Annotated in this window: 28 protein-coding genes; 13 read left to right on the forward strand and 15 right to left on the reverse strand. The window is 37.6% G+C overall.

Annotation, left to right across the window (positions count from 1 at the left end; all coding sequences use genetic code 11):
- Positions 1 to 34: 34 nt before the first annotated feature.
- The 3 genes from I9192_RS19590 to leuC all read right to left on the reverse strand — a co-directional run bounded on the left by I9192_RS19590 (position 35) and on the right by leuC (position 2,815).
- Positions 35 to 604 carry a hypothetical protein gene (locus tag I9192_RS19590; protein ID WP_004826588.1) on the reverse strand — a complete coding sequence of 190 codons (570 nt, stop codon included), beginning with the start codon at positions 602 to 604 and terminating at the stop codon, positions 35 to 37.
- Between the two features lie 106 nt (positions 605 to 710).
- Complete coding sequence (gene leuD / locus I9192_RS19595; RefSeq protein WP_005035580.1) at positions 711 to 1,361, reverse strand: 3-isopropylmalate dehydratase small subunit; 651 nt, start codon at positions 1,359 to 1,361, stop codon at positions 711 to 713.
- A 20-nt stretch (positions 1,362 to 1,381) separates the two neighbouring features.
- On the reverse strand, positions 1,382 to 2,815 hold the full coding sequence (gene leuC, locus I9192_RS19600; RefSeq protein ID WP_200150006.1) for a 3-isopropylmalate dehydratase large subunit: 1,434 nt from the start codon (positions 2,813 to 2,815) through the stop codon (positions 1,382 to 1,384).
- Positions 2,816 to 3,346: 531 nt separating this feature from the next.
- On the opposite strand from leuC, the gene I9192_RS19605 reads away from it, so the two are divergent.
- Complete coding sequence (locus I9192_RS19605; RefSeq protein ID WP_004826583.1) at positions 3,347 to 3,589, forward strand: DUF2061 domain-containing protein; 243 nt, start codon at positions 3,347 to 3,349, stop codon at positions 3,587 to 3,589.
- Positions 3,590 to 3,613: 24 nt separating this feature from the next.
- Here I9192_RS19605 and I9192_RS19610 read toward each other — a convergent pair whose 3' ends face one another.
- A complete protein-coding gene (locus I9192_RS19610; protein ID WP_005035577.1) occupies positions 3,614 to 4,483 on the reverse strand; it encodes a glycine-rich domain-containing protein in 870 nt (289 codons plus the stop codon).
- A 208-nt stretch (positions 4,484 to 4,691) separates the two neighbouring features.
- On the opposite strand from I9192_RS19610, the gene I9192_RS19615 reads away from it, so the two are divergent.
- Positions 4,692 to 5,549, forward strand: coding sequence for a LysR family transcriptional regulator (locus I9192_RS19615; RefSeq protein WP_200150007.1), 858 nt, complete (start codon positions 4,692 to 4,694; stop codon positions 5,547 to 5,549).
- Between the two features lie 65 nt (positions 5,550 to 5,614).
- On the opposite strand, the gene I9192_RS19620 is transcribed toward I9192_RS19615, so the two are convergent.
- Complete coding sequence (locus tag I9192_RS19620) at positions 5,615 to 5,857, reverse strand: DUF2789 family protein (protein WP_005035573.1); 243 nt, start codon at positions 5,855 to 5,857, stop codon at positions 5,615 to 5,617.
- A gap of 353 nt (positions 5,858 to 6,210) precedes the next feature.
- Entirely contained in the window at positions 6,211 to 6,861 is a 651-nt protein-coding gene (locus I9192_RS19625) for an HAD family hydrolase (protein ID WP_005035571.1), read from the reverse strand.
- Between the two features lie 184 nt (positions 6,862 to 7,045).
- Here I9192_RS19625 and I9192_RS19630 point away from each other — a divergent pair, with 184 nt between their 5' ends.
- Together I9192_RS19630 and ptsP are read left to right on the forward strand one after the other, a co-directional pair.
- Positions 7,046 to 7,546, forward strand: a complete 501-nt coding sequence (locus I9192_RS19630; protein ID WP_005035569.1) for an RNA pyrophosphohydrolase — start codon at positions 7,046 to 7,048, stop codon at positions 7,544 to 7,546.
- An 81-nt stretch (positions 7,547 to 7,627) separates the two neighbouring features.
- On the forward strand, positions 7,628 to 9,922 hold the full coding sequence (ptsP, locus tag I9192_RS19635) for a phosphoenolpyruvate--protein phosphotransferase (protein WP_004826571.1): 2,295 nt from the start codon (positions 7,628 to 7,630) through the stop codon (positions 9,920 to 9,922).
- 18 nt (positions 9,923 to 9,940) lie between these two features.
- On the opposite strand, the gene I9192_RS19640 is transcribed toward ptsP, so the two are convergent.
- The gene (locus I9192_RS19640) at positions 9,941 to 10,129 is read right to left on the reverse strand and encodes a DUF7230 family protein (protein WP_004826569.1); all 189 of its coding nucleotides are present in this window, start codon (positions 10,127 to 10,129) and stop codon (positions 9,941 to 9,943) included.
- 327 nt (positions 10,130 to 10,456) lie between these two features.
- Here I9192_RS19640 and I9192_RS19645 point away from each other — a divergent pair, with 327 nt between their 5' ends.
- A complete protein-coding gene (locus I9192_RS19645) occupies positions 10,457 to 11,482 on the forward strand; it encodes an OmpA family protein (protein WP_005035567.1) in 1,026 nt (341 codons plus the stop codon).
- 385 nt (positions 11,483 to 11,867) lie between these two features.
- A complete protein-coding gene (locus I9192_RS19650; RefSeq protein WP_004718119.1) occupies positions 11,868 to 12,062 on the forward strand; it encodes a hypothetical protein in 195 nt (64 codons plus the stop codon).
- A gap of 212 nt (positions 12,063 to 12,274) precedes the next feature.
- Here the strand turns inward: I9192_RS19650 and I9192_RS19655 are convergent, their stop codons facing one another.
- Positions 12,275 to 13,933, reverse strand: a complete 1,659-nt coding sequence (locus I9192_RS19655; protein WP_005035564.1) for an acyl-CoA dehydrogenase family protein — start codon at positions 13,931 to 13,933, stop codon at positions 12,275 to 12,277.
- Positions 13,934 to 14,014: 81 nt separating this feature from the next.
- Between I9192_RS19655 and I9192_RS19660 the strand changes: the two genes are divergently transcribed.
- The 4 genes from I9192_RS19660 (at position 14,015) to I9192_RS19675 (ending at position 17,622) form a co-directional block, all read left to right on the forward strand.
- Positions 14,015 to 14,650, forward strand: a complete 636-nt coding sequence (locus tag I9192_RS19660; protein ID WP_005035562.1) for a TetR/AcrR family transcriptional regulator — start codon at positions 14,015 to 14,017, stop codon at positions 14,648 to 14,650.
- Between the two features lie 528 nt (positions 14,651 to 15,178).
- On the forward strand, positions 15,179 to 16,699 hold the full coding sequence (locus I9192_RS19665; RefSeq protein ID WP_004826559.1) for a catalase: 1,521 nt from the start codon (positions 15,179 to 15,181) through the stop codon (positions 16,697 to 16,699).
- Positions 16,700 to 16,790: 91 nt separating this feature from the next.
- Positions 16,791 to 17,246, forward strand: a complete 456-nt coding sequence (locus I9192_RS19670) for a thiol-disulfide oxidoreductase DCC family protein (RefSeq protein WP_005035560.1) — start codon at positions 16,791 to 16,793, stop codon at positions 17,244 to 17,246.
- Positions 17,224 to 17,622 carry a DoxX-like family protein gene (locus tag I9192_RS19675; protein ID WP_005035558.1) on the forward strand — a complete coding sequence of 133 codons (399 nt, stop codon included), beginning with the start codon at positions 17,224 to 17,226 and terminating at the stop codon, positions 17,620 to 17,622. Before I9192_RS19670 ends, I9192_RS19675 begins: the two co-directional genes overlap by 23 nt.
- Positions 17,623 to 17,624: 2 nt before the next feature.
- On the opposite strand, the gene I9192_RS19680 is transcribed toward I9192_RS19675, so the two are convergent.
- From I9192_RS19680 to I9192_RS19695, 4 genes are all read right to left on the reverse strand, one after another.
- The gene (locus I9192_RS19680; RefSeq protein WP_005035556.1) at positions 17,625 to 18,275 is read right to left on the reverse strand and encodes a hypothetical protein; all 651 of its coding nucleotides are present in this window, start codon (positions 18,273 to 18,275) and stop codon (positions 17,625 to 17,627) included.
- Positions 18,276 to 18,342: 67 nt separating this feature from the next.
- Entirely contained in the window at positions 18,343 to 18,843 is a 501-nt protein-coding gene (locus I9192_RS19685) for a hypothetical protein (protein WP_005035555.1), read from the reverse strand.
- 24 nt (positions 18,844 to 18,867) lie between these two features.
- Positions 18,868 to 19,998, reverse strand: a complete 1,131-nt coding sequence (locus tag I9192_RS19690) for an MBL fold metallo-hydrolase (protein ID WP_005035552.1) — start codon at positions 19,996 to 19,998, stop codon at positions 18,868 to 18,870.
- A 2-nt stretch (positions 19,999 to 20,000) separates the two neighbouring features.
- Positions 20,001 to 20,939, reverse strand: a complete 939-nt coding sequence (locus I9192_RS19695; protein WP_004826547.1) for a cation diffusion facilitator family transporter — start codon at positions 20,937 to 20,939, stop codon at positions 20,001 to 20,003.
- A gap of 128 nt (positions 20,940 to 21,067) precedes the next feature.
- Here I9192_RS19695 and I9192_RS19700 point away from each other — a divergent pair, with 128 nt between their 5' ends.
- From I9192_RS19700 to I9192_RS19710, 3 genes are all read left to right on the forward strand, one after another.
- Complete coding sequence (locus tag I9192_RS19700; protein WP_005035550.1) at positions 21,068 to 21,517, forward strand: GNAT family N-acetyltransferase; 450 nt, start codon at positions 21,068 to 21,070, stop codon at positions 21,515 to 21,517.
- A 291-nt stretch (positions 21,518 to 21,808) separates the two neighbouring features.
- Complete coding sequence (hcaR, locus tag I9192_RS19705) at positions 21,809 to 22,714, forward strand: DNA-binding transcriptional regulator HcaR (RefSeq protein ID WP_005035548.1); 906 nt, start codon at positions 21,809 to 21,811, stop codon at positions 22,712 to 22,714.
- Positions 22,715 to 23,014: 300 nt separating this feature from the next.
- Positions 23,015 to 23,692, forward strand: coding sequence for a DUF1345 domain-containing protein (locus tag I9192_RS19710; protein WP_151713972.1), 678 nt, complete (start codon positions 23,015 to 23,017; stop codon positions 23,690 to 23,692).
- Between the two features lie 156 nt (positions 23,693 to 23,848).
- Here I9192_RS19710 and I9192_RS19715 read toward each other — a convergent pair whose 3' ends face one another.
- The 3 genes from I9192_RS19715 to I9192_RS19725 form a co-directional block, all read right to left on the reverse strand.
- Positions 23,849 to 24,454, reverse strand: a complete 606-nt coding sequence (locus I9192_RS19715; RefSeq protein ID WP_151780697.1) for a glutathione S-transferase family protein — start codon at positions 24,452 to 24,454, stop codon at positions 23,849 to 23,851.
- A 48-nt stretch (positions 24,455 to 24,502) separates the two neighbouring features.
- Positions 24,503 to 25,213 (reverse strand): helix-turn-helix transcriptional regulator, encoded by a 711-nt coding sequence (locus tag I9192_RS19720; protein WP_200150008.1) that lies wholly within the window; start codon positions 25,211 to 25,213, stop codon positions 24,503 to 24,505.
- Between the two features lie 77 nt (positions 25,214 to 25,290).
- Positions 25,291 to 25,959, reverse strand: coding sequence for an HAD-IA family hydrolase (locus I9192_RS19725; protein ID WP_004826534.1), 669 nt, complete (start codon positions 25,957 to 25,959; stop codon positions 25,291 to 25,293).
- Positions 25,960 to 25,985: the final 26 nt, after the last annotated feature.

A 25,985-nucleotide genomic window follows, 5' to 3' on the forward strand; every position in this document is an offset into this window, starting at 1 on the left:
TCCATTTTTATTCAGCATCTATACTGATTTGAGATTAAATTTTTTGCTCAACAAATTCGCTCACCCCTGTCACTGCATTATGAGGACGACAGAAACGGCGAATTGTTCGAGTTTCTTGAAGCATATCGACACAGAGTGGTGTTGGTGAGGAAACATTCAATAAGCTTCCTGCACCCTGTGATCTTTGGCGATACATTTTAAATGTATATTTTTGATTTGCTTTAAAATCATGAATCACATGAAAAACTTCAGCATGATCTTTGGTAATTGGATAGAACCGAACCACCATTTCATATTGCTGCGGTGGAATCGTTAAATACACACCAATTTGATCTAAAGGCTTACCTGTTAGCTTTAGATAACCTTTATCAATGGCTTTACGATTCGCACGCTGTGTATTTTCCTGCATGATAATCAAATCATTTAATCGCGCAAATTCACAATGCTCTGCACCTGAGCAATAAACTGAAACTGTATTTTGGCTCATCTGATTTTTTTCAGCTTGTTTAATACGAACCAAATCAACCATTTGTGCTGATTGGCATGCACTCAAGATTAAACCTGTCAAACTGATTAAAACACCACGAACTAAAAACTTAGTCATCGCTCAACCCCAACCCTTGCATTACCGAGCCAACATTCATTTTGTTATGCTTTGCATGTTAGCAAGAGTTAGGCATTCACGCTACGAGTAAAATGTTCACTGAAAATCAACCTTGAATTTCAGCAAATACCCAAGGACGTGATTGCTTGGTTTTTTCTTCATAAGCACGAATTTCATCTGCTGCCTGTAAAGTCAAACCAATATCATCCAAACCATTCAATAAGCAGTGCTTGCGGAATGGATCTACTTCGAATTTGAATGCCTCACCACTTGGTGTACGGACTTCCTGTGCTTCTAAATCTATCGTGAGCTGATAGCCTTCAGTAGCAGCACATTCTTTAAATAATTGATCAACAATTTCTTCAGACAAAATTACTGGCAACATGCCATTTTTAAAACTGTTGTTGAAAAAGATATCTGCATAACTTGGTGCAATCACGGTACGGAAACCGAACTCTTCCAATGCCCAAGGTGCGTGCTCACGACTTGAACCACAGCCAAAGTTTGCACGAGAAATTAAAACCGATGCACCTTGATAACGCGGCTGGTTTAAAACAAAATCTGGATTCTTAGGACGCTTAGCATTATCCTGCCCAGGATAACCCTCATCCAAATAACGCAATTCATCAAATAAATTGTCACCAAAACCCGTACGTTTAATCGATTTTAAAAACTGTTTTGGAATAATTAAATCTGTATCAACATTGGCACGGTCTAATGGTGCAACAATACCTTGTTCAACGGTATAAGTTTTCATAGTTTGCTCCTTACCCCAGCTTAGAATGAACGAACATCGACAAAGTGACCTGCAATCGCCGCAGCTGCTGCCATTGCTGGACTCACCAGATGAGTACGACCACCATTCCCTTGACGACCTTCAAAGTTACGGTTTGAAGTTGATGCACAGTGTTCGCCAGGCTGTAACTTATCCGCATTCATCGCTAAACACATCGAGCAACCCGGCTCACGCCATTCAAATCCAGCTTCGATCAAGATTTTATCTAAACCTTCAGCTTCTGCTTGTTGTTTCACTAAACCAGAACCCGGTACAACCATCGCTTGCTTAATACTTGAAGCCACTTTTTTACCTTTGGCTACAGCAGCAGCTGCACGAATATCCTCTATACGAGAGTTGGTACAAGAACCAATGAAAACACGGTCCAATTGAATATCTGCCAACGCCTGACCAGCATTTAAACCCATATATTGATAAGCACGAGTCCAGTCATTACGTTGCACGTCATCTTTGGCTTGTTGTAAAGTTGGAACCGCTTGAGAGACTGGAATGACCATTTCTGGAGACGTTCCCCAAGACACTTGTGGTTCAATTTCTTCACCATTTAAAACCACAACTGTATCAAAGTGCGCGTCATCATCAGAATGCAAAGTATTCCAATAAGCTACAGCAGCATCCCATTGCTCACCTTGTGGTGCATAAGGACGACCTTTTACATACTCAATCGTTTTTTCATCAACAGCTACCATACCGACACGCGCACCGCCTTCGATAGCCATATTGCACACCGTCATACGACCTTCAATCGACATATCACGGAAGACTTGACCACCAAATTCAATCGCATGACCTGTACCGCCAGCAGTCCCAATTTTACCAATAATGGCTAACACCACATCTTTAGGCGTCACACCTTGACCCAATGTACCATCGACACGAACCAGCATATTCTTCATTTTCTTTTGAACTAAGCATTGTGTTGCCAATACATGTTCTACTTCTGAAGTTCCGATTCCATGTGCCAAACAACCAAATGCACCATGTGTGGCTGTATGTGAATCACCACATACCACCGTCATTCCTGGTAAAGTCAAACCTTGCTCTGGACCAACCACATGTGCAATCCCTTGACGAATATCATTAATGTCAAATTGCACCACATTAAATGTTTTACAGTTATCATCTAAAGTTTGAACTTGGATACGTGAAGTATCATCTTCAATTCCAGCAATTCCTTCAGAACGTTCTTTGGTTGAAGTGGGTACGTTATGGTCAGGAGTCGCGACATTGGCACTCAAACGCCATGGTTTACGCCCAGCAAGCTGCAGACCTTCAAATGCCTGAGGAGAGGTTACTTCATGCAATAGATGACGATCGATATAAAGTAATGCAGAGCCATCATCTCGTTGTTTTACTAGATGGTCATCCCATAATTTATCATATAAGGTTTTTGCTTTTTGGTTTTCGCCTGCCATGTCGATGTGCTCCACTGGACTGGGTAATTCTTTCATTAATGTCGATTATAACCACGTTTTTACATAAATCTAATTTATCATTTTTATCAGTTTAAAAACTTTTTGGAATCCATTAAAACTATTTCCATATCATTCTTTGCCAGATAAATGACTTGAAATCATGCTCTATTTTCAGCTCAAAAAATCATATTTTCAAATAATAGGCATGATCAAAATTCAAAGATTCATTGTAGATAAGCTTAAATGAAGTTAAAAGTTTAATCCTCATCAACCCTAGCTCTCCAATGAAATCAGTTTGCTAGATCACCGATTACACCATGACCTAACTTTCACTTTTCCCAGAACTTTTAAATAGAATGATAAAAGTGAGCATCGATTTATTTCACCTTAATCTAGGCGGTTAACAACCTCTTTTCAATTATTCTTTATTGTTTATTTAGAAATCCAATCAGCATGAGTCAAAAAAACCTTTTTACATTACAATTGATAATGATTATTATTTAAATAATGAATCAATAAGTGGTGAACCTGATGGCGAATATTCAAAACTTTTTACAAAACAATCAACGCGTTTTCAAGAAAACATTAAGCTACTACATCATGCACATTACTGTCGCAATGTTGGTTGCTTATGTGGTGACAGGTAACTTTTGGATGGCTGTGACATTAAGTCTACTCGAACCTACAGTTCAAGCCTTTGCATTCTTTTTCCATGAAAAAGTCTGGAATAAAAGAGATCAAAAAATTGCTCAAAGAACAGAAGTGAAAGCTTAGATAAATTGACTGTAGCGGGAGGTGTTAATCACCACCACCTCCACAGCTACTACAACTACTACAAGAAGATGAAGAGTCTGAACTATGACTATGAGAGTGTCCAGAATCATGTGAAGAACTCGAACCAGAACAGGAACTTGAAGAACATGACGAGGTTGAAGATGAACAAGAGGATGTCGTGGCTGTAGAAGAAGCGTCTGATGTGGAGCTCATCATTTGACTATACATTCCAAGCATGAACGGCAAACTAAAAATCAGTCCTTTTTCCCAACGAATATGACCATCGACTTGAAACAATCTCGGTAAAACTTGAGTATTTTCTGGATTTAAACCATGTAAATGGCATGTACTTTGCCATGTATTGAGCAATTGTTTTTTTTGAGAGGCTCTTTGTGCTTCTGTCGGTAGTGGATCATGGGGTTGATGAATTAATTCATAACCTAAGAAGTTTAGGCACATCGTTCGATAAAATGTATCAAACTCTTCAATTAATACATGCCATAAGGCATCTACAGAATGAGAAGGCATAGCATACGCATCTTTACGCAAAAGATGAATCGCTAAATAATCTTTAAAACCCTCTTCAATATAAGGATATGATGATGTCGCAATATTGGGATGTCGCTGTTTAAATACCCGCCAAACTTCAGCAGGAATTTTAAAATCATTCCATGCGCGGATTTTTCGTAGTCTGTGTATGCGTGCTCTCAACCAAAATATACCGATGATGCCGACAAGAATGGCAAGAAAATAAATTTGGAATAAATATAACAATACTAAACTGATTCCCCCGAGAATCAGCATAATCACAAGAAATCTTCCCCAAGATATTGGCAATGTGTCACGAGCGCGTTGTTGAAAGTCATGAATGGTGCTTCGAGTAGGTTGAGTCAAATAATATTTCCTTGATTATTTTTATTGTCACACTATAAATCAGTCAACTTAGCTGTGTACAGTTTAAACCTGTATGAAAGTTTTATCATTGTAACCAAGCACAGATCACAATAGCCAAAATCGAAAAAAAGTGAAAATTACTTTGATTAATTCTTAAAACTTCTCAATAATGAAATACGCATAAAAATTCTTTATGGATGGAAAGATCATGAATCTCGCTGCTTTTGAAGCTTTTGTCAAAGTTATGGAAACTGGTTCTATTTCGATGGCAGCAGAAAATCTATTTATTACCCAACCTGCTGTGACCAAACGGATACACAGTCTAGAAGAATATTTTGGTGTCAAACTATTTGAATCCGCAGGACGTGGTGTTCAAGCAACACATGCAGCACATTCACTATTGCCCAAAGTAAAAAACTGGCTCAATGAATTAGGGGATATTCACCATACCCTCAGCCATGAGCAAGGTGAAGTAAGAGGAAAACTCAAAATTGGAACCAGTCACCACATTGGTTTACATCATTTACCACAGCACTTAAAAAAATATGTACAACTTTTTCCAGAAGTTAAACTGGATGTACATTTTGTCGACTCTGAACAAGCGCATGAACAAGTGCTGGCAGGCGACTTGGAACTTGCTTTTTTAACCCTTCCCCCTCAAGGAGATGAACGTTTAAGTTACATCACCATCTGGAATGATCCTTTGGTTTTTGTTGTGGCTCCTTTTCATCCTTTGGCGCAAAAAAGAAATCTTAAACTTGAAGATTTAATTGAGTACCCAAGTTTATTGCCAGCTGCACAGACGTATACCAGTCAGATCACCTTAGCTGAGTTTGAAAAGAAAGGCTTAAAACCTAAAACCACCATGAGTAACAACCCTTTAGAATCTATTCGCATGCTGGTTTCAATCGGTTTAGGTTGGTCTGTTTTACCCAAAACCTTGCTCAATCAAGATTTACAACAGTTGGATCTTCATTTCGAGATGAACCGTCAATTGGGAATGGTTTGGCATCCTGCACGTACTCAATCCAGAGCTGTTCAGGAATTAATTGAAATGATGAAATAAAAAAAAATAAAGCGCTGATTATTTGAATAATGAGCGCTTTATTTAGGTTGAGAATATCCACAGCCTTATTTGACTGAATCTTCATGCAAAGACTCATTTAATTGGTCAACAATGGTTGCCCACTCCCCATCAGAACTCAATTTTTCATCTAAAAACTGACGTTGTGCATCGGTCCAAAACTCAGCTTTAGTCAAAAATGTGTCGGCATCTAACTGATGATTTTCAATAAAATTTTGAATTGCTTGTTCGCTAGAGTCTAAACCAAGTTGTTCAAATAAATTGGTCATTCTTGGACGTGTCTGGCTCATTATTTAATCTCCATCAGTTTTAAAAGTTCTCAGCTCAACATAGCATTTTTACACTGAAAATGAAGCACAAAATATTCATTTATAAAAATATTTACAATTGATGAACAGATCAAATTTAGCAACCCATTCAGCATTTTCTATTCAGTGATTTGAACAGGATTGGACCGAATACATTGCTTGAATAACGCTGCAAATCAATCATAAATCTAGTTCAAAAGTTACCTTTTTATCACAAATCATGCTGTATTTTTTTATTGTTGCTGGGTTTTAAATGACAGACTCTGCTGCTGTATTTTTACTAGATTTTTATAAAAAAACAGCACCGAAGTGCTGCTGATAACGAACAAGCTGGATTAGATCGACCAATCCTGAATATCCCAACCTTGTGCTTTGGCTAACACTTCTAAACGATCATCTGGGTTTACCGCAATCGCATGATCTGCATACTCCAATAAAAAGCGATCATTGATCGAATCTGAATATGCCCAGGATTCAGTCACATCACGTCTCTCAAGCCATTGATCCAAACGTGCTAATTTGCCCTTTTGATAACATGGGATATTGGTGACTTTGCCCGTGTATTGTCCATTTTTAACTTCTGCATTGGTTGCGATAATTTCAGTAATTCCAAATTCACGAAAAATAGGCGCAGTGATAAAATCAGAAGTTGCTGTAATCCCTACTAAAGCATGCCCTAAATCTTTGTGTTTTTGAATCGCAGCAAAGCCTTTCGGGCGCATTTGTGCGCGAATGACTTTTTTCATAAACAACTGATGTAATTCAGTTAAATAGTCATTATCATGTTGAGTCAAAAACTCAAAAACAAACTCATTATAAGCAATCGGGTCAAGTTGCCCTGCTTTATAATCTTCATAAAACTGATCATTCATCGCACGATGGCGAACTGGATCGACCAAGCCTTCATTGACCAAAAACTCTCCCCAAGAGTGGTCCGAATCTGTATTTAATAAGGTGTGATCTAAGTCAAACAGCGCCAATTTCATGAAAATACTCGTTTAAACTGAAATTTAAGAAAAAAATTGTAAATCTATCACCGCTAGTCGATAGAAATTCGTTAAGATCATAGCAATTTTACAACATTATTACTTTGACTTTATCGAGTTGGACAAAAGAGTGTCAGTCCCCATATATAAAGTCAGATGAAATTAACAAATTTTAGGTAGCCAAATGATCGACTCAGAAGGTTTCCGACCCAACGTCGGGATCATTTTGGCAAATGATATTGGACAAGTTTTATGGGCAAAGCGCATTGGGCACAATGCATGGCAATTTCCTCAAGGAGGTATCCAATTTGGAGAAACTCCTGAGCAAGCTCTTTTTAGAGAACTACGTGAAGAAGTTGGGCTCTTACCCGAGCACGTCCAAATAATTGCCCAGACAGATGACTGGTTGCATTATCGTTTGCCACTTCGATACATTCGTTCGGACTCCGATCCGATTTGTATTGGACAAAAGCAAAAATGGTTTTTACTCAAACTCACAGCTTCAACGAAACATATTCAGTTGAATCTCTCTGATCCGCCCGAGTTTGATCAATGGCAATGGGTCAGTTATTGGTATCCACTTGGTCAAGTGGTTAATTTTAAACGAGATGTTTATCGTAAAGCGATGATGGAGTTATGTATGCAAATGCCACACTACACCCCTGAAATTTCTTCAAAAATATGAATGATTTTTCAAAGTAGTGCTGTTATAAATAATACTGATGAAAACGCTTTAAAACATAGCTTAGATTAGGAGCATACACCTATGTCGAACATGCAACTGGACACCTTAAGACGCATTGTACAAGAGATCAATGCATCGGTCAGTTTGCATGAATCTTTAGAAATCATGGTCAATCAAGTTTCTGAAGCAATGCATGTAGATGTATGCTCGATTTATCTGTTAGATGAACGTAATCAACGCTATGTACTCATGGCAACCAAAGGTTTAAATCAGGAGTCTGTTGGCAATGTTTCCCTACAATTAGGTGAAGGTCTCGTTGGCTTAGTCGGTCAACGTGAAGAAATTGTCAATTTAGACAATGCATTTAAGCATGAACGGTTCGCCTATTTCCCTGAAACGGGAGAAGAAATTTATAATTCGTTCCTTGGCGTACCTGTCATGTATCGCCGCAAAGTAATGGGCGTAATGGTGGTTCAAAATACTGAACCTCAAGACTTTAGTGAAGCAGCGGAATCTTTTTTAGTGACTTTGTGTGCGCAGCTATCAGGCGTTATTGCACATGCTCATGCTGTTGGAAATATTGACGTATTCCGCAAGCCAAGTAACTCCTCTAATTATAAAACGTTCCAAGGTTCATCGGGTGCAGGAGGAATTGCTCTAGGTCGTGCCATTATTCTTTATCCTCCCGCGGACCTTGCGGCTGTTCCAGATCGTGATGCCGATGACATTAGTGAAGAACTCAAGCTTTTAGATCATGCGATTGCTTCTGTACGTGAAGAAATTCAATCACTTGATGACAAAATGCAAGACTCACTTATGGCTGAAGAACGAGCGTTGTTTAGTGTGTTTTTACGCATGCTAGATGAAAATGCTTTGCCTACTGAAATCAAAGAAATTATTCGAGATGGCAGTTGGGCGCAAGGTGCTGTAAAGCATGTGATTGACCGTCACGTTGCTCTCTTTGCTCAAATGGAAGATGATTATTTACGAGAACGTGTTTCTGATCTCAAAGATTTAGGACGGCGAATTTTAGCAGCCTTACAAGAAGGTGATACCAGTCATAAGGAAATCACCTCTGAAAGTATTCTGATCGGAGATGAGATTAGCACTGCTGCATTAGTTGAGCTTCCTGTCGATAAGATTGCAGCAATCGTCACCTCTGAAGGTGCAGCTAACTCACATATGGTGATTGTCGCCCGTGCACTCGGTATTCCAACTGTAGTGGGTGTCACTGAATTGCCCGTCAATACCCTTGATGATGTTGAAATGATCGTGGATGCATATCAAGGACGTGTTTTTGTTAACCCACCACGCCGTCTACGTACACGATATAAAGAAATTCAAAAAGAAGAAGAACAAATTGCCAAAGATTTAAAGCAATACGAAACCAAAGATGCCATCACGCCTGATGGCGTTGCTGTAAAGCTTTATGTCAATACAGGCTTGATGATTGATGTAGTTCGTGGTGTTCAACGTGGCGCCAAAGGTGTAGGACTCTATCGTTCTGAAATTCCGTTTATGTTACGCGAGCGCTTTCCTGGCGAAGAAGAACAACGTGCTATTTATCGTCAACAGTTGAGCCATTTTGCCAATAAACCTGTGGTGATGCGCACCTTAGATATTGGCGCTGACAAAGACTTACCTTACTTCCAAATTGAAGAAGAAAACTCAGCTTTGGGTTGGCGAGGCATTCGTTTTACCCTTGACCACCCTGAAATTTTTTCTTCGCAAATTCGTGCCATGCTTAAAGCCAGCATTGGCTTGAATAATCTTCATATTTTACTGCCGATGGTAACCAGTGTCAGTGAAGTTGAAGAAGCCCTCTATTTACTAGAGCGAGACTGGATTGCAGTTCAAGAAGAAGAACAGGTTAAAATTACCAAACCTAAAATTGGTATCATGGTTGAAGTACCAAGTGTGCTTTTACAAATTGGTGAATTTGCGGAATTGGTTGATTTCTTCTCGGTGGGTTCAAACGATTTAATCCAATATCTGCTGGCTGTCGATCGTAATAACCCACGTGTTTCAAGTGTTTACTCACACTTTCACCCGTCCATCTTGCGTGCTTTAACACGTTTGGTTCAAGAGTGTCATAAATACGATAAACCAATCAGTATCTGTGGAGAAATGGCGGGAGATCCATTGTCTGCAATTCTGCTGATGGCAATGGGTTTCAATACTTTATCGATGAGTTCAAGCAATATCTTACGTGTGCGTAAGGCGATTTGTCACGTTTCAATGAGTGATGCAGAAAAGCTACTTGAAGAAGTTGTGGCAATGAATAACCCATTGATGGTGAAAAGCTGGATGGAGTATTACTTTAAACATCATGGTCTAGCTGACATGGTAAAATCAAATCGTTTAGTGAATATTTAATTCTTATTTTTCTTAAGATTAAGCAAAAATCGTAGTCCACAAAAAAGGTCGATAATCATCAGAATATCGACCTTTTTTGTGTTTATCATAACCGCGTTTTGCATTCTTTTTACGATCTACAAACACTTGGCTCTTGTTGACTTCGTGCATGTGTTTTGCCACAAAGTTGTGAATCACAACCTCAGGCATGACTTTTTTCTTTGCCATTTTATTTACCTATTTTATGATTTACCACCTCATGAGTGGGACTGTGATATTACGCTTTTTTGTGCAGAATACAAGTATTTAAATTAATCAGCTTTGTCACTATTTAATGCCTAATCCTTGTATATATTATATTGAGACAATCTTTTAGATTGATCTTAAATTGATTATATTCACCAGCCGATATCTTTTGAATTCAATTAAAGTTTTACAAATCAAATTAAAAATCACGTATAAATTTTAAACACCGTTCTCTATAGTATGCACATAAATTTGAATATAAACATGCTCAATACAACATAGGGTCATAAGTTAAAATTGGAGAATAATGTGTTCAATCAAAAAAAATTATCAAGTGTTCTACTCTTGTTGGTGCTTCCAACCTTCGGCTTAATGGGATGTAGTAAACCTGAGAAAGCTGAAGTCATTACAACCGAATCAAGTGCAAGTTCTGTTGCCTCAGAAACAGTAAAAACCGAATCTATTCAAAACACTTTTGATCTTTCACAGATTCCAATTTCAAATATTACGCTCGGTCAATTCCCCTATATTTCCTTGCCGAATGGCTATCAGTTTCATGACGCAATCAAAGTAAATTTTGAGAAAATACCGTTTTGGACAGGTCAACATATTCAAAACATTGAAGGGCAATTATATAGCGCAGCTATTCAACAAAATGAGGATTACAAAGAAGGTAGCTTCTTAGAGTTACAACGTAATTTGGAAAATGTAATTCAACAGTTGGGGGGCAAGCAAATTACAATGAGTAAAATTCCTCAACAAGCGTTAGACAAGCTTCCACAAAAGTTCCAAGTAGATTATGTTGCTGGTTTAGGAGATGTTTTTAATAACCCAACCCAGACCTTTGTCGTTCGTCAAGCGAATAAGAATATCTGGTTTCAACTTACTCAAACAGGAAATGGAAATGCAGGCTTATTGGTTGCTGAAACAAAACCTGTTGAAATTACAGCAAAAGTATTAAATCCTGATCAATTAAAAACTGCTTTAGACAAAGAAAATAAGGTCAATATCGAGGTCAACTTCGCCACAGATCAAGCCAACATTTTGCCTGAATCTCAGACTCAAATAGAACAAGTCATTCAATTGTTAAAAAATAATCCTGAACTCAAATTAACTATTAATGGTCATACCGATGGTTCAGGTGATGCAAAACACAATCAAGCCCTTTCAGAACAGCGTGCAAATGCTGTTGTTAAAGCCCTCACCGATAATACTGGGATTCAACAAAATCGATTAACTGCAAAAGGTTTTGGTGATACTCAACCAGTTGCAGAAAACTCAACAGAAAATGGTAAAGCTTTAAATCGCCGAGTTGAGCTGATTAAGTCTCATTAATTTTTCTGATGAAATATTGAATTTCTCAAATTAACAAAACCCATTTTAAATCAATGGGTTTTGTTTAAGATCTATTTCTTGCATATGCAACACACTTAGCAAAATGCTGCCTAGAATAATCAAGTAAATAGTCAAATGATGTTCTAAAACGATAAATCATCCACTTATAACCTGCGATTGATTTGCTATTTTTCAAATCTTTTTTGATTCAAAAAATAAAAGTTTTAGTAACAATCACTTATCAACATAAAAGAAAGATAAATTACAAAAAAAATCAATAAAACACAAAATATTAAATATTTTCAATAATATAAATTTGCTTAACTTAAAAAATGCATATATATTGTATATACATTTTTGATTATCACCTTTGGGGATATACGTCATGGCTGAATTACCCAAAAAGACAAAGGTGAATAAAAAAGATGGGCAACTCTTAATTCGCATTAACAGTGCTGAGCGTGATCAGTTTTTACAACTCTGTGAAACGATGGACACCAGCGCAGCACGTGAGTTAAGAAAATTTATCCGTAGTTTTATCAAAAAACATCAGCCAACGGATACTCAAACTAAGGAGTAACATGATGTCTAAGCAAGTTAAATCTTTAAAGCAGAAAATCAAAGCACGTTTGGAAAAAATCTCCAAACACGAAGGTAAATTAAAAAAGCTCAAGAAAAAGCTTAAAAAGCAGAAGTAATTCCGATAACCTATTTTAAGTTTGAACTTTGATAAAAGTCGCTTAAAAAGAAGGGCATTATGTAAATAATGCCCTTTTTACACGGCTAAAGAAATTAGGCAAAAGCTCTACCTAATAATCTTTCTACATCTACCGATTTGGCATCCAGCATTCCAACCACCCTTCCATAAAACGCACTATAACGTGTTGCAATAAAAGCATCCGCAACAAAACCGGGTGCATGTTGTTTCAGCAAAATAGCCTGTGCCAAAATAACTAATCGGCTGACTAAGCTACGTGCCATAAATTGCAATTCATCTGCTTGTAAGCCATTAAATAATTTAAATAAAGCTTGTAATTCATTTTGTAGAATTGAATCTTGAGATGCGACTTGTGCCAATGATTTAAATAAGACTTCAATTGAATCGCGGTCACGTTGAATGGCACGTAATACATCCAAGCACATCACATTACCAGAGCCTTCCCAAATCGTATTCACTGGCGCTTCTTTAAAAATACGCGCCATAATTCCTGTATCAACATAACCATTGCCACCAAAAACTTCCATCATTTCGCCAGTCAATTCCACAGTACGTTTACATATCCAGAACTTTGCGGCTGGGGTCATGATCCGTTTCCACGCCAGTGATAATTCATCTGTATTTTCATAGCAATGCGCTAAATGAAAGCTCAATTGCATGGCTGCTTCCGTTTCCAAGGCTAAATCGGCTAACACCGCTTGCATCAAAGGGTGTTCTGCCAAATGTTTACCAAAAGCTTTTCGTTGGCGCGTATAGGCAATGCACTGCACCAATGCTTGTCTTAACATCGCACTTGAGCCTACAGAACAAGTCAAGCGCGTATAATTTGCCATTTCAATAATGGTTGGAATGCCCCGTCCCGCTTCTCCGATCATGATGCCCCAAGCATTTTTAAATTCGACTTCTGAACTTGAGTTACTACGATTACCCACTTTATCTTTTAAACGTTGCACATGGATATTGTTTTTCGTGCCATCTTCCAACCAACGAGGAACAAAGAAACACGCCAAACCATCTTGTTCAGTTTTCGCAACAACTAAATGTGCATCACACATGGGAGCTGAGAAAAACCATTTGTGTCCTGTCAGTAGATAAGCCTGTCCACGACCTGATTCAGCAACAGGTACTGCGATGGTTTGATTGGCTCGAACATCTGAACCACCTTGCTTCTCCGTCATCCCCATACCTAACCAAATTGACTTTTTTTGAGCAATTGGCAAATCTCGTTCATCATATTCAGTAAATAATAGTTTTTCACCCACTTTTGCCCATAATTCAGGTTCATTTTGAATGAGTGGAATACTGCCTAAAGTCATCGAATTTGGACATAAATTGCCACACTCAACTTGTCCACTCAGAAAGAAACGTGCTGCCCAATCCACCCATTTGGTACTCGATTGTGGATGATTAAATGGATAAGCATGGGTATTAAATTGACGATTGAGCTTCATCCATTGGTGCCATGCTGGATGAAATTCTAAGAAATCTTTACGACGACCACGAGCATCAAAAGCATGTAATTCAGGGGTATGGCGATTGGCTAAATCGGCATATTGATAATATTCTGTGGAACCCACAATCTGCGCGAGTTGACTGAGGTTTTGCTGATCTGTACTGCCATAACGTTGCAATATTTCCTGCAACACCTGATCCGTTTCAAATAGATTGTAAGCTTGTAACTCGTCAAACTGGTTACTGATTTCATGGGTTTGCCAATTTTGTAGCGTGTTCATCCTGAAAATCCTATCTTGTTGTTTTAACCAATTACATTCAGTATAGAAGAAAATACCTTCAAGGATGTTCGGATTATTTTTATGGCTTTACCTACAATCAATGTACGTCGTAAACCTCGCCAATCAAGGGCTCGTATCACGCAAGAAGCGTTGATTGAAAGCTTTGTTCGGCTTTTACATGAACATCCTGCTCATAAAATTACCATTCGAGAAATTACCGATATTGCTGGTGTTGGTTTAGGTACCTTTTATGAGTATTTTTCTAAAAAGCAAGATTTGATAGCGTTAACCATCTATCAACATGTTAAAAACAATGCTGAAACTCTTAAAAGTTATGCACAAAGCAGATATGACTTATCCACAGATTTGAGTTTTACTGACTATTTAGCGCAAATTATTCATTTTCAACTTGAGCAAATCCAATCCCAACAGTTTTTATGGGCGCAGTCTTTTCTCTTAGAACGGCAGATTTCAAGTATAGAAACTTATCAAAAAAGTTATGCCATGATGATACAGATGTGGCAAAACATACTTAAACCTTTTATTCAGGATAATGAACAACTCGAACAGATCAGTCTAAACGTACAACGGATTTGCTATGGTTTTGTCTCTCAGACATTGTTGATTGAACCTGAGTTTAAAGATTGGAAAGTTTTAGAAAATGAAATCCTTCAGCAACTCAGCGTAATTTCAGATAAGGGAGGATCGCTGAGTTAAAAAGAAGAGGATAGTCGCATGACTCTTCATTTTTACCATTCACTTTTCTTAGGCGAAATATCTTATGTTTTATAGGAAATTCTACAGGATTATCTTAACTTTCAGATTTAAAGAAGAGACCACTATCCCAACTGAAGCTGTATTTTGATTTCAATATTGCAAAAATTTATTGATTCATTCTTCCTAGCTGGTAAATGGGTATACACAACCATTTAATCGCAAAAACAAATCAAATATAATATTTTTATCAATTTTACAAATATCAAAGTTCAACTTAAAGTGTAATTGTCTCTTTTAAAAAAGCACACAACGCTTCGTATAGAAGCTGTGTATTTAAAGCAGATATCTAGTACTGCCCTGTGTCTTAAATTAAAAGATTAATCATTTAATTTAAGGACAAATAGATTTAACAATTGTTCACTATATTGGTTTTTGAAATACAGTTAATGTCATGTAATAGCGAATATTCTTTATCTATTCCATCTATTCAAAAATGAATACATGATTAATTAAAAATGGAGAAATAGAATGAGCCAAGACTCAAAAAAATGCCCTGTCACCCACCTAACAACTGCTTTTGGTGCACCTGTTGTAGACAACCAAAATAGTTTAACGGCAGGCGCACGAGGTCCTCTGCTTGCACAAGATTTATGGTTAAATGAAAAGCTCGCTAACTTTGTACGTGAGGTAATTCCAGAGCGTCGCATGCATGCCAAGGGTTCTGGTGCTTTTGGTACATTTACTGTCACTCATGACATCACACAGTACACACGCGCTAAAATCTTTTCACACATTGGTAAGAAAACAGAAATGTTCGCTCGTTTCACAACAGTCGCAGGTGAACGTGGTGCAGCAGATGCAGAACGAGATATTCGTGGTTTCGCATTAAAATTCTATACTGAAGAAGGTAACTGGGACCTTGTCGGAAACAATACCCCTGTATTTTTCATGCGTGACCCACGTAAATTCCCTGACTTAAATAAAGCCGTAAAACGTGATCCTAAAACCAATCTACGTAGTGCAACCAATAACTGGGATTTCTGGACATTATTACCAGAAGCGTTGCATCAAGTTACGATTGTAATGTCTGATCGCGGTATCCCGAAAAGCTTCCGTCATATGCATGGTTTCGGTAGTCATACTTATAGCTTCATCAATGCAAACAACGAACGTTTTTGGGTGAAATTTCATTTCCGTACACAACAAGGTATTGAAAATTTAACTGATGCCGAAGCTGAAGCAGTCGTAGCAAAAGACCGCGAAAGTAACCAGCGTGATCTATTCGATTCAATTGAAAATGGCAACTTTCCAAAGTGGAAACTTCAAGTTCAAATCATGCCTGAAACTGATGCAGAAAAAGTTCCTTATCATCCATTTGACCTCACCAAAGTTTGGCCACATGCAGATTATCCATTGATTGATGTTGGTGAATTTGAGCTGAATAAAAATCCTGAAAACTTCTTTTTGGATGTTGAACAATCCGCGTTTGCACCAAGTAATTTAGTGCCAGGAATCAGCGTCTCACCTGACCGCATGTTACAAGCACGACTTTTTAACTATGCAGATGCGCAACGTTACCGTCTTGGTGTGAACTATCAACAGATCCCAGTCAATGCTGCACGTTGCCCTGTCCACTCCAATCATCGCGATGGTCAAGGTCGTGTAGATGCCAACTATGGTGGCTTACCGCACTATGAACCGAATAGTTTTGGTCAATGGCAAGAACAGGCTGAGTTTAAAGAACCTCCATTAAAAATCAGTGGTGATGCCGATTATTGGGATTTCCGTCAGGATGATGCAGACTATTTTAGCCAACCGCGTGCCTTGTTCAACTTAATGAATGATACACAGAAACAAGCTTTGTTTGACAATACGGCGGGTGCAATGGGCGATGCCTTAGACTTCATCAAGTATCGTCATATCCGTAACTGCTATGCATGTGATCCTGCATACGGCGAAGGTGTTGCAAAAGCATTAGGGCTCAGTGTTGCCGATGCGCAAGCTGCTCGAGACAGTGATCCTGCTAAAGGGCATCCTGGTTTTCTATAATTGATTGAAACATGAAAAACCACCTTCGGGTGGTTTTTTATTGTCTATAAATCAACTATATTGAAAAAAAGCTCCCATCTAGAGTGAAAACATGCAACAGAAAATTGAAGAGATCATTCAACAATATGACATTATATTATTCGATGAAATTTGTGTGTTATGCAATGCTTGGGCAAAGTTTTTAATCCAGCATGATACTCAAGCAAGATTTAAGTTGGCTTCCGTTCAATCTCCACTGGGTCAAGCCATTTTAAACTACTATCAAATGCCCACTGAACACTTTGACACCATGTTGGTGATTAAAAATGGACAAGCAAGCCGTGAATCTACAGCATTTTTAAAAGTCATTGAAGAACTAGGCTTTCCGTTTTCTGCTTTAAAAATTGGCTATTTAATTCCAAAGTTTATCCGAAACTTTGTGTATCGCCGAATCGCTTTAAATCGCTATCGCCTATTTGGTACCACAGATCAATGCCTATTCATTTCTTCACATCATCAACACCATTTTTTGGAACATGTTGTTTATGAATCCACTTCAAGCAATTAGCCATGCCTTATTGAGTATTCAAATCACTTTAGCTGTATTATGGATTTATCAAGGCTTGGTGCCTAAAGTCATATATAAGGTCATTGAAGAACAGCAGTTTTGGGAATTTACAGGGATTCAATTCCTGAACATTCCAAGCTTAATTCAACTCTCTGGCGTTGGAGAAATCATATTTGGCATATTGTTTTTAATTTTTAGACAATCAAAGGTACTACATTATTTAAATATCATGGCAATGCTGTTCTTTATCGTTGTGGTTGGAGTTGTTTATCCACACTATTTTGTTCAGGGTTTTAATCCCTTTATCATGAATACAGCTATGGCTGCACTGTCGATTGTTGCATTACAGCTTTTGGACACTGCTAAACATTCGTAAATTTACATACGGGCATTGTTGCCAAACTGTTCTTTCCATCCCTGAGTTTCACGAGCAATTTGTTTCGCCAATCTGGTTTTTACTTCTTTAATTAGCAAAGCCCGTTCCTGTCCATGAACAAAACGCCCTTTATATTGGGTTTGCATAGTTTGAACATAATCATTCAATATACGTTGCTGTTGCTTGGTTTTTGGTGGGTGATGTAGAAATTGCAGATAGCCTTCGTCAGGATTTATCTTTAATGGATCATCCATGACATCTTCAATGTAAAGTAACGCACTTACTAGTTTAACATTTCCCTTTGCATCTACAGTATAAGTTTGTTTACGGACGCCATAGGGATAACTCCATATCCCCTGTCGATCCGCGGCAGCCCAGTAACTATAAAAAATAATCTGATTATCTTTGACTGCATAATCACCTACTTCGATTTGAGTGATACTACAGTCGCCAGATGTTGCATATAGGGTATGCGTTAAAAGTTTTTTGCCATGCCGATAAAATTCAATATCATTACGGATAAGGTCAACATCATCTTGATTCGAGGCACTTTTTAACTCAAAAACAGTTTGATTAATCTTTAGATTTTGATTCTCTGCAAAAGCAGTGCTAGATAATGCTAGTGATAACAGGAAACATTGAATTTTATTCATTGTTCAGCTCCCTCTTTTTTTAATCAGGCATAAATATTATGTTCTAATTAAGTTCATCCATTTTAATTTATAAACATAACTTTTCTAAAACTGGAAGCAATTCACCTGCCTGATCAAAAGGTTGTGTTTGACGATAATGCTCTACTCTTTTGACCCGTTTATAATCCTGATCATCTCGACTCTTAAATTGTTCCAGTCGAGTAAATGTCCGATCTTTACATAATAGTTGATAATAATTAATTGTATATTGTTTTTTCGGATGCACACTTTTCACCCAAGCTTGGATAAGTTGATTACCATCAAATATGGTGGTGATACTTTCAAAAAATTGAGTATCTGCATGCTGATGAATTAATTTCCATTCATCCCCTGTGTCTAAATCATATTTTTCATGAAGAGGCTTAATCCGTTCAGAATCATCAGATGATGAACGCAACTGTTCTGCAACAGCACACAGCTCATCTGAAACACAATCTGTTGCATCAGTTGCTGCAACTGATGCAGGTTTTGCCACAACCGAAGTGAATGTCAAACTCAACAACAGTATACTTAAAGCTATTTTTATCATTTTTATCTCAACCATTGATATAAGTTAGACCACCAATTTACGTCCTTCACGAATGCAATAGAATGGATTCACCATTTTCGATGAATTCTTCATGGCCTTTTGTAAATCAAGTTCAGGCTGATCACGATTTTCATCAGTCAATTGGAAAGTACGGTAATGTATCGCCAAAGAGCGTTTAGCTTGTAAATCTAAATGTGCCTGAAATGCATCTTGTGGATTCATGTGCATATATTTCATCAACGCGCGCGGTTCATATGCACCAATAGGCAATAATGCAATACGTGGTGCACCTAAACGCTTTTGAATTTCTTTAAAATGTGGTCCATAGCCTGTATCGCCTGCAAAAAAGAAATGACCATGCTCAGACACGACCGAGAATCCACCCCACAAAGCAATATTTTGATCACGTAAACCACGACCAGAACCATGTTGTGCTGGCGTATAAACGATTTTTAAGTTTTTAAAAAGTGCAGATTGCCACCAATCCATTTCAATCACATGAAATTCTTTAGGTAAATAACTGGCATTGCCTAAACCCGTGTAGATCGGCATCGCAAATTTGTTATGCAACCATCTCAATGTTGCTAAGTCCATATGGTCATAGTGATTATGACTCAATAAAACAGCATGAATTTCTGGAAGTTGTTCTAAAGCAATTCCTGCAGGAATAACGCGTTTTGGACCACGACCATGTTTTGGACTGACATAATCTGCCCAAACAGGATCAGTTAAGAAATTATAAGGACCTATTTGTACCAACACCGTGGCATGACTCACAAACCAGACTTGCCAATCGTGATCATCGACTTCTTGGCGATTTTGCGGAAGTAGCCGCTTAGTTGCATAAAACTCTGCTGCTTCTTTTTGAGTGTCTACATTCCAAGTATAGGATTTACGTGTTCCCAGCCACTTCATAAGATCCCAACGGCTACGACCTTGTGGTTTAGGTACTTCATTAAAGAAACGTTCGCCATTGTGTTGCTTAGAACCAATTACACTAAATACAGGTTTATACCAGGTGTGTGACAAACAATTTTCAGTATCAATTCGATAATGCAATTGCTGTATATGCTCAGATTGAATTGTCTTTTCTTGCATTGTATGGTCTTGTACCGTTTTATCATCCAAACGGACGATTGGCTCTTGTTTCGACATGATTACTCTAAACGCCCTTTCATTCTTTCAAGCCAAACTTGCTGTGTTTGTGGCTTGACAAATAATGCCACGATTTCGGGATGAATACTTTTAATCTTTACTTCAATTCGGTTGACACATGCTTCAATCTCATCAGAGGTTAAACCATCTTTAAACTCTAAGCTTAATGATGCAATCACCTGATGAGCACCCATTTGTTCAGTCAATACACCATTTGCTGAATATACGGCAGGATCTTCCTGAGCAACTTCTAATACATTATGACGCAGTTTTGGATCAGCAGTTTCACCCATCAGTAGTCCTTTCGTCTCTCTGGCTAAAAGTAAAGCAGAGATTGCAAGAACCACACCGATCAATATTGAAGCAATACCATCCAATATAGGTAAATCAAACTGTTGTGCGCAGAATATACCAACAAAGGCAATGATCAAGCCGATCAATGCTGCAGAATCCTCAAAAAGCACTGTAAATGTCGTAGGATCTTTACTGCGGCGGAAACTTTCAAAATAGCCCATTTTTCCTTTCATTTTCTTAAAGCTTTTTAAGGCAATAAACCACGAAGTTCCTTCACACAGCATTGCAAATCCAAGTACAACATAATTCACCAAAGGTGATTCTATAACTTCTGGATGACGAATATGTTGAATACCCTGATAAATTGAAACCATTGCACCCAATGCAAAAACCAACAATGCAACAATAAATGCCCAAAAATATAACTCTCGACCATAGCCAAAAGGATGTTGATAATTTGCAGGTTGCTGAGATTTCTTTAAGCCATACAATAATAAAATTTCATTGAGTGTATCGACTACGGAATGAACAGCCTCACTCAACATAGCCGAACTATTGGTGATATAAGCGGCGATGAACTTTACCAAAGCAATTGCTAAATTGCCCAAAAGTGCTGCATATACAACAATTTTGTTGGAATCTGACATTTATTGTCCTGCTTTTTATCATCAAATACATCAATTTGATTTTTATACCTATCCTGCCTCATATTAACCAAACAACTTGTGATTTATTTTTATTTTTTGTTGCTTTTCACAATTGAGTGAATCTTTTTATGCAATCTGATTTAACCCCTATTCTAATGACTCATTCAAAGCACCACCCACAATTATTAGAAATTTGGGAGGCATCTGTACGTGCAACACATGATTTTTTAAATGAACAACATATTCTGCAAATTAAAGAATTAATCATTCAGCACCATTACTTTGACCATGTAAAATTGTTTCATGTGGAACGCGAACAGCAAATTGCAGGTTTTATGGGGCTAGCTTATAAAAAAATTGAAATGCTATTTGTAAACCCTATTTTTTTTGATCAAGGTATTGGCTCACTGTTGATTCAAAAAGCTTTTGAATTAGGTGCGGATGAAGTGGATGTCAATGAACAAAATACTCGCGCTTTAGAGTTTTATCTTAAACATAATTTTCAACAAATGGCGCGCTCTGAACTTGATGCGGAAGGTAATCCCTTTCCAATTTTGCATTTGAAACTGAAAAAGTAATCAAGACGATAAAGCCTGTATACCGTATGAGATAAATCTAGATCATCTCATACGGTAATAAGCTCAAAAAGTTGTAGTTAAAAGAATAATGATTAAATATTGAATTGCTGTTCATTAATATATTTTAAGAATTATTTAAAAGAGGATTTTCTATATTGAAATATCTATGGGTTTTAATAATCCATTTATTTTCTAAATACTATAACCATCTTCACCTGATCATTGTTTATCGATTATACTCTTGCAAAATCTTAATAAGACTTTTTTTGGATTATTCTTTGGACGAGTTATATGGAATTACGACACCTAAGATACTTCATTACTGTGGCTGAAGAGCTGAACTTCAGTAAAGCAGCATTGAGGCTTTATACTGCACAGCCCTCACTCAGCCAACAAATCAAAGATCTTGAAGAAGATGTCGGTGTCAAACTATTGCATCGAACCAAACGGAAAGTCGAACTGACAGAAGAAGGTGCTGTTTTTCTTGAGCAAGCACGTCTCACCTTGGCACAAGCAGATAAGGCTGTTGCCATGGCTCGACAAGTTTCTAAGGCAAAACAACAATTACTACGCATAGGTTTTGTACCTGTTGCTGAAATGAAAGTCTTCCCTTATGTGTTACCCAATCTCAGAGTTCAAAACCCTGATTTAAAGATTGAGCTACTCAGCTTAGACAATCACGAACAAATACGTGCCATCAAAAAAGGTGATTTGGATATCAGCTTTACTCGGCATAATTTTCATAATGATACAATCGAAAGTAAATTTGTATTGCGTGAACCACTCATTTTTATTTTGCCTAAAGACCATCCACTGGCACAATACGAGCGTATTCCAGTAAAAGCACTCAATGGCGTTGATTTTGTGATTCCTGCGGAAGAGCCATCAGGTACATTACACAATTCTATTTTAGACTTTGCGAAGCAGCATCATATTGAATTTAATATTGTGCAAAAAGTAGACAATATTTTATCTCATATCAATTCTGTGGGTATGGGGCTCGGTTGTAGTATTGTGCCTGGCTATATCGCTCCATTGGCAATGAGTAATACCGTCATTCGTCCATTAGATGTTGAACTTCCTTATTTAGACTTATATGTCAGCTATAAGAAACTTAGCCACGCTGTTACAGTACAAAAATTTATGGCTTTACTGACAAAAACGTTCCATCTTGATATCAACCGTATAGACAATTAAATGTTGCTATGGAATAAATTCATGCTGTATTTACATGATTCATCGCACAGAGTGCTTAAGACATTCTCTTGCTTACAAACAGCGAAACTTATTCATCGTTGAAAGCAACAAATACACTTGAATAAGTTACTTTCAATCGCATATATTTCTCATTTTAGAGAAAAATATCCTCCAAAGTATTAGAAGCTTTTCACTTTCTTTAATCAAGAACGACAACATAAGTCTCAATAAGTCTCATCATCTGATGCTATTTCAGTTAAGATATTTCTGAATAATCATAACAATGATAGTAAAGGCTGAATGATTGTGGCGATATCGACATTTCATCATATTCGTACAGGGATTCAATCTCGTCCCTATTTTTTTATTACTTTTCTTATCACTTTTGTGGTTTATGTTGTATTGGGGCTAAGTACAGATTGGGCATGGTCAACCAAATTGTTATTCGGTTGGAATATCGCAATCATGATCTATCTAGTACTAACCATGAAGACTTTATGGGCAACCCATCAAACCCACATTCTCAAGCGAGCCCAACAACAGGATGCCAGTAAGTGGATTATTTTACTTTTGGTCATCTTTGCTTTAGTGATGTGCTTCATTGCAATTGTGGTTGAACTCTCACATATGCCCAGCAATGCAATGTTTAAATTTGGGCATTTGAGCTTGGCGATATTGACCATTATTTTCGCATGGTTATTTATGCATACTGTGTTTGCCATTCATTATGCACATGATTTTTATTTGGCTGTGGCAAAGCATCAAGATGGCGGATTGGATTTTCCCAAAACACCTGAACCAACCTATCCTGAATTTCTATATTTTAGTTATGTGATCGGTACTTCTGCACAAACCGCTGATGTATCCATTACTTCTCGCTCAATGCGTGTCTTAAATATTTTACATATCCTTTTAGCCTATGGCTTTAACACTACAATTTTGGCGATCTGTATTAACGTTGCCGCAGGTTTTATCTAAATATTGAATAGCGACATGAATTCGAATCAATGTCATCGTAAAACTGTTGAAAACTCATACCGTAAAATATAATTTCTCATTTGTCGGCGACGCCTCAATTTTCCGAGACAATGATGCAAAACCAGTCTAATTTCTGATTTTGCATCGTCTTGAAAGTTACTCAGCAAAAAGCGATTGAGGATTTTTTAAATTTTTACGACTTTTGACTGCATCAAGATATTTTTCAATTGCTGGATGACTTTCAATCTCTGCCATCTTTAATTGCCAAAATAGCATCGAGCCCACAAAAACATCCGCTGCCGTAAATTGCTCACCACAAAGATAGGGTTGAGCTTGTTCCAAGCCCTGAATTAAAGCCGTATAGGTATCCTGAAAATTCCCATAGCCAATATGCTTTTTTTGTTCATCAGCAATTTCAACCTTTAAGGCGCGATCCGAATTAGCTGCATCCCACGGTCCAGCAGCAAAGAGTAACCAACGGTAATATAAACCACGTTTTGGATCATCTAATGCAGGTGCAAGACCCTGATCAAAAAATTTATCTGCCAAATAAGCACAAATTGCCGCCATTTCATAAATCACAATGTCGCCATCAACCAAAGTTGGCACTTTCCCAAATGGATTAATTTTTAGATAAGATTCTGATTTCATCTCAGTATAAAAAGCCAACTCAATTTTTTCAAATTCAGCACCAAGTTCAATCATTAGCCACTCAATCACAAGACCTCTAGATTGTGCGTTGGTATATAGTTTTAAGCCCATTTTTTCCATTCCTTTATTGTGGTCCTTTAACTATAGTCATGGGCTGTGTCAGTTTTTGTCAGGAGCGTTTGTGTTTGATTTCTTTTCTAGCTCTTTTTGCCACCATGCCTGAAAAAGATGACGTTTAAATTCAGGATAGACTGTTTCTGACACATGCATTTTTTGAATGCGATCTAAACGAAAATTTCGAAAGTCTTCGCGCAATTCACACCACGCAGCCAAAAGCATTTTGTCGTTAAAATAGCCCAACACAAATGGCCAAAGTACTCGTGTAGAAATATTCTGTTTTTCATCTAAATAATCAACTTCAATTTTGACTTGATAGCGGATTGCCAAACGCACCTGTTCTACAGTTTTTTCATCAACAGCCAGCCAGTGATTGATAGAACGAAGCATGGTTTCATTAATTAATTCCTGTTTATTTTTTGGAAGTACTGCATTGAGCTTCGTTAAGACGGAATGTGAGGCACTTTTCAATGCAGGATCTGGCACAGATTTTAACCAATGCAATGCCAAAAACACTGCTTCAACTTCTGTTTCATCCAGACTCATTGGGGGAAGCAAAAAGTTTTCTTTGAGCTGAAAACCTAAGCCTGCACTGCCTTCGATATGAACACCTTGATCTCGTAAACTTTCAATATCCCGATAAACGCTCCTAACACTGATTTCTAAATGCTCAGCTAAATGGCGTGCAGTAATCGGATAACGTTGTTCCCGTAAATGTTGTAGTAAAGTGAGTAATCGTATTGAGCGGCTCATAAAAAATTTTCTTGTAATGTTTTTTGCTTTTGAGTAAAGAACGTTGTTTGCCATATACAAACAACGTAAAGAGACAGTTAGGCAACTTCAGAAGTATTGATTTGTGTCTTTAAAAATTGATGTAAAACAGTCACATTATTGGCAATCATCAAGGGATTAAATGTTTTGAGTACATCAACACTGTGCACACCATAACTCACACCCACACGCGGCATTGCAATTTTTTGCGCCATTTCCAAATCATATGAGGTATCCCCCACCATAATCGCCTGTGTAGCATCCATCCCCGTGTAATTTAAAATTTCAGTCAACATCAAAGGATCTGGCTTAGATTTAGTCTCATTGGCTGCGCGCGTGACTTCAAATAATTCAAGACTTTGTGTTTGAGCTAAAACTCGATCTAGACCACGACGGCTTTTACCTGTTGCAACAGCCAATTTAATATTCTGACTTTTTAAATCGTACAACATCTCAGAAACGCCAGCGAACCACTGATCATCTTTAGAGTGTTCAACATAATGATCGCCATAACACTTCAAAATATCTGCGTGCAATTCAGGAACTTGAGGAAATAGCACTTGTGCCACTTCAGGCAACCCTAAACCAATAATGCTTTTAGCTGCTTCAGGCGTTAAGGGTTGTTCATAGACTTTTGCAGCAAATAATAAACTTTCAACAATTTGCCCAACTGAATCAAATAATGTTCCATCCCAGTCAAAGACAATCAGTTCTACAGGCTTTTGCATGAATTACTTCCAATATGTGTTCCGTT

The sequence above is a fragment of the Acinetobacter bereziniae genome (assembly GCF_016576965.1).
GTDB lineage: Bacteria > Pseudomonadota > Gammaproteobacteria > Pseudomonadales > Moraxellaceae > Acinetobacter > Acinetobacter bereziniae.

What these genes read in the sequence shown, in the direction of transcription:
- I9192_RS19620 (WP_005035573.1), bottom strand. Translation starts at nt 5,857, where the DNA reads ATGAGCCAGACACGTCCAAGAATGACCAATTTATTTGAACAACTTGGT.
- I9192_RS19700 (WP_005035550.1), top strand. Translation starts at nt 21,068, where the DNA reads ATGCAATCTGATTTAACCCCTATTCTAATGACTCATTCAAAGCACCAC.
- I9192_RS19670 (WP_005035560.1), top strand. Translation starts at nt 16,791, where the DNA reads ATGCAACAGAAAATTGAAGAGATCATTCAACAATATGACATTATATTA.
- I9192_RS19715 (WP_151780697.1), bottom strand. Translation starts at nt 24,454, where the DNA reads ATGGGCTTAAAACTATATACCAACGCACAATCTAGAGGTCTTGTGATT.
- I9192_RS19640 (WP_004826569.1), bottom strand. Translation starts at nt 10,129, where the DNA reads ATGGCAAAGAAAAAAGTCATGCCTGAGGTTGTGATTCACAACTTTGTG.
- I9192_RS19695 (WP_004826547.1), bottom strand. Translation starts at nt 20,939, where the DNA reads ATGTCAGATTCCAACAAAATTGTTGTATATGCAGCACTTTTGGGCAAT.
- I9192_RS19680 (WP_005035556.1), bottom strand. Translation starts at nt 18,275, where the DNA reads ATGAATAAAATTCAATGTTTCCTGTTATCACTAGCATTATCTAGCACT.
- I9192_RS19630 (WP_005035569.1), top strand. Translation starts at nt 7,046, where the DNA reads ATGATCGACTCAGAAGGTTTCCGACCCAACGTCGGGATCATTTTGGCA.
- ptsP (WP_004826571.1), top strand. Translation starts at nt 7,628, where the DNA reads ATGTCGAACATGCAACTGGACACCTTAAGACGCATTGTACAAGAGATC.
- I9192_RS19625 (WP_005035571.1), bottom strand. Translation starts at nt 6,861, where the DNA reads ATGAAATTGGCGCTGTTTGACTTAGATCACACCTTATTAAATACAGAT.
- I9192_RS19685 (WP_005035555.1), bottom strand. Translation starts at nt 18,843, where the DNA reads ATGATAAAAATAGCTTTAAGTATACTGTTGTTGAGTTTGACATTCACT.
- I9192_RS19690 (WP_005035552.1), bottom strand. Translation starts at nt 19,998, where the DNA reads ATGTCGAAACAAGAGCCAATCGTCCGTTTGGATGATAAAACGGTACAA.
- I9192_RS19725 (WP_004826534.1), bottom strand. Translation starts at nt 25,959, where the DNA reads ATGCAAAAGCCTGTAGAACTGATTGTCTTTGACTGGGATGGAACATTA.
- I9192_RS19590 (WP_004826588.1), bottom strand. Translation starts at nt 604, where the DNA reads ATGACTAAGTTTTTAGTTCGTGGTGTTTTAATCAGTTTGACAGGTTTA.
- I9192_RS19660 (WP_005035562.1), top strand. Translation starts at nt 14,015, where the DNA reads ATGGCTTTACCTACAATCAATGTACGTCGTAAACCTCGCCAATCAAGG.
- I9192_RS19720 (WP_200150008.1), bottom strand. Translation starts at nt 25,213, where the DNA reads ATGAGCCGCTCAATACGATTACTCACTTTACTACAACATTTACGGGAA.
- leuC (WP_200150006.1), bottom strand. Translation starts at nt 2,815, where the DNA reads ATGGCAGGCGAAAACCAAAAAGCAAAAACCTTATATGATAAATTATGG.
- I9192_RS19665 (WP_004826559.1), top strand. Translation starts at nt 15,179, where the DNA reads ATGAGCCAAGACTCAAAAAAATGCCCTGTCACCCACCTAACAACTGCT.
- leuD (WP_005035580.1), bottom strand. Translation starts at nt 1,361, where the DNA reads ATGAAAACTTATACCGTTGAACAAGGTATTGTTGCACCATTAGACCGT.
- I9192_RS19605 (WP_004826583.1), top strand. Translation starts at nt 3,347, where the DNA reads ATGGCGAATATTCAAAACTTTTTACAAAACAATCAACGCGTTTTCAAG.
- I9192_RS19710 (WP_151713972.1), top strand. Translation starts at nt 23,015, where the DNA reads ATGATTGTGGCGATATCGACATTTCATCATATTCGTACAGGGATTCAA.
- I9192_RS19675 (WP_005035558.1), top strand. Translation starts at nt 17,224, where the DNA reads ATGAATCCACTTCAAGCAATTAGCCATGCCTTATTGAGTATTCAAATC.
- I9192_RS19615 (WP_200150007.1), top strand. Translation starts at nt 4,692, where the DNA reads ATGAATCTCGCTGCTTTTGAAGCTTTTGTCAAAGTTATGGAAACTGGT.
- hcaR (WP_005035548.1), top strand. Translation starts at nt 21,809, where the DNA reads ATGGAATTACGACACCTAAGATACTTCATTACTGTGGCTGAAGAGCTG.
- I9192_RS19650 (WP_004718119.1), top strand. Translation starts at nt 11,868, where the DNA reads ATGGCTGAATTACCCAAAAAGACAAAGGTGAATAAAAAAGATGGGCAA.
- I9192_RS19655 (WP_005035564.1), bottom strand. Translation starts at nt 13,933, where the DNA reads ATGAACACGCTACAAAATTGGCAAACCCATGAAATCAGTAACCAGTTT.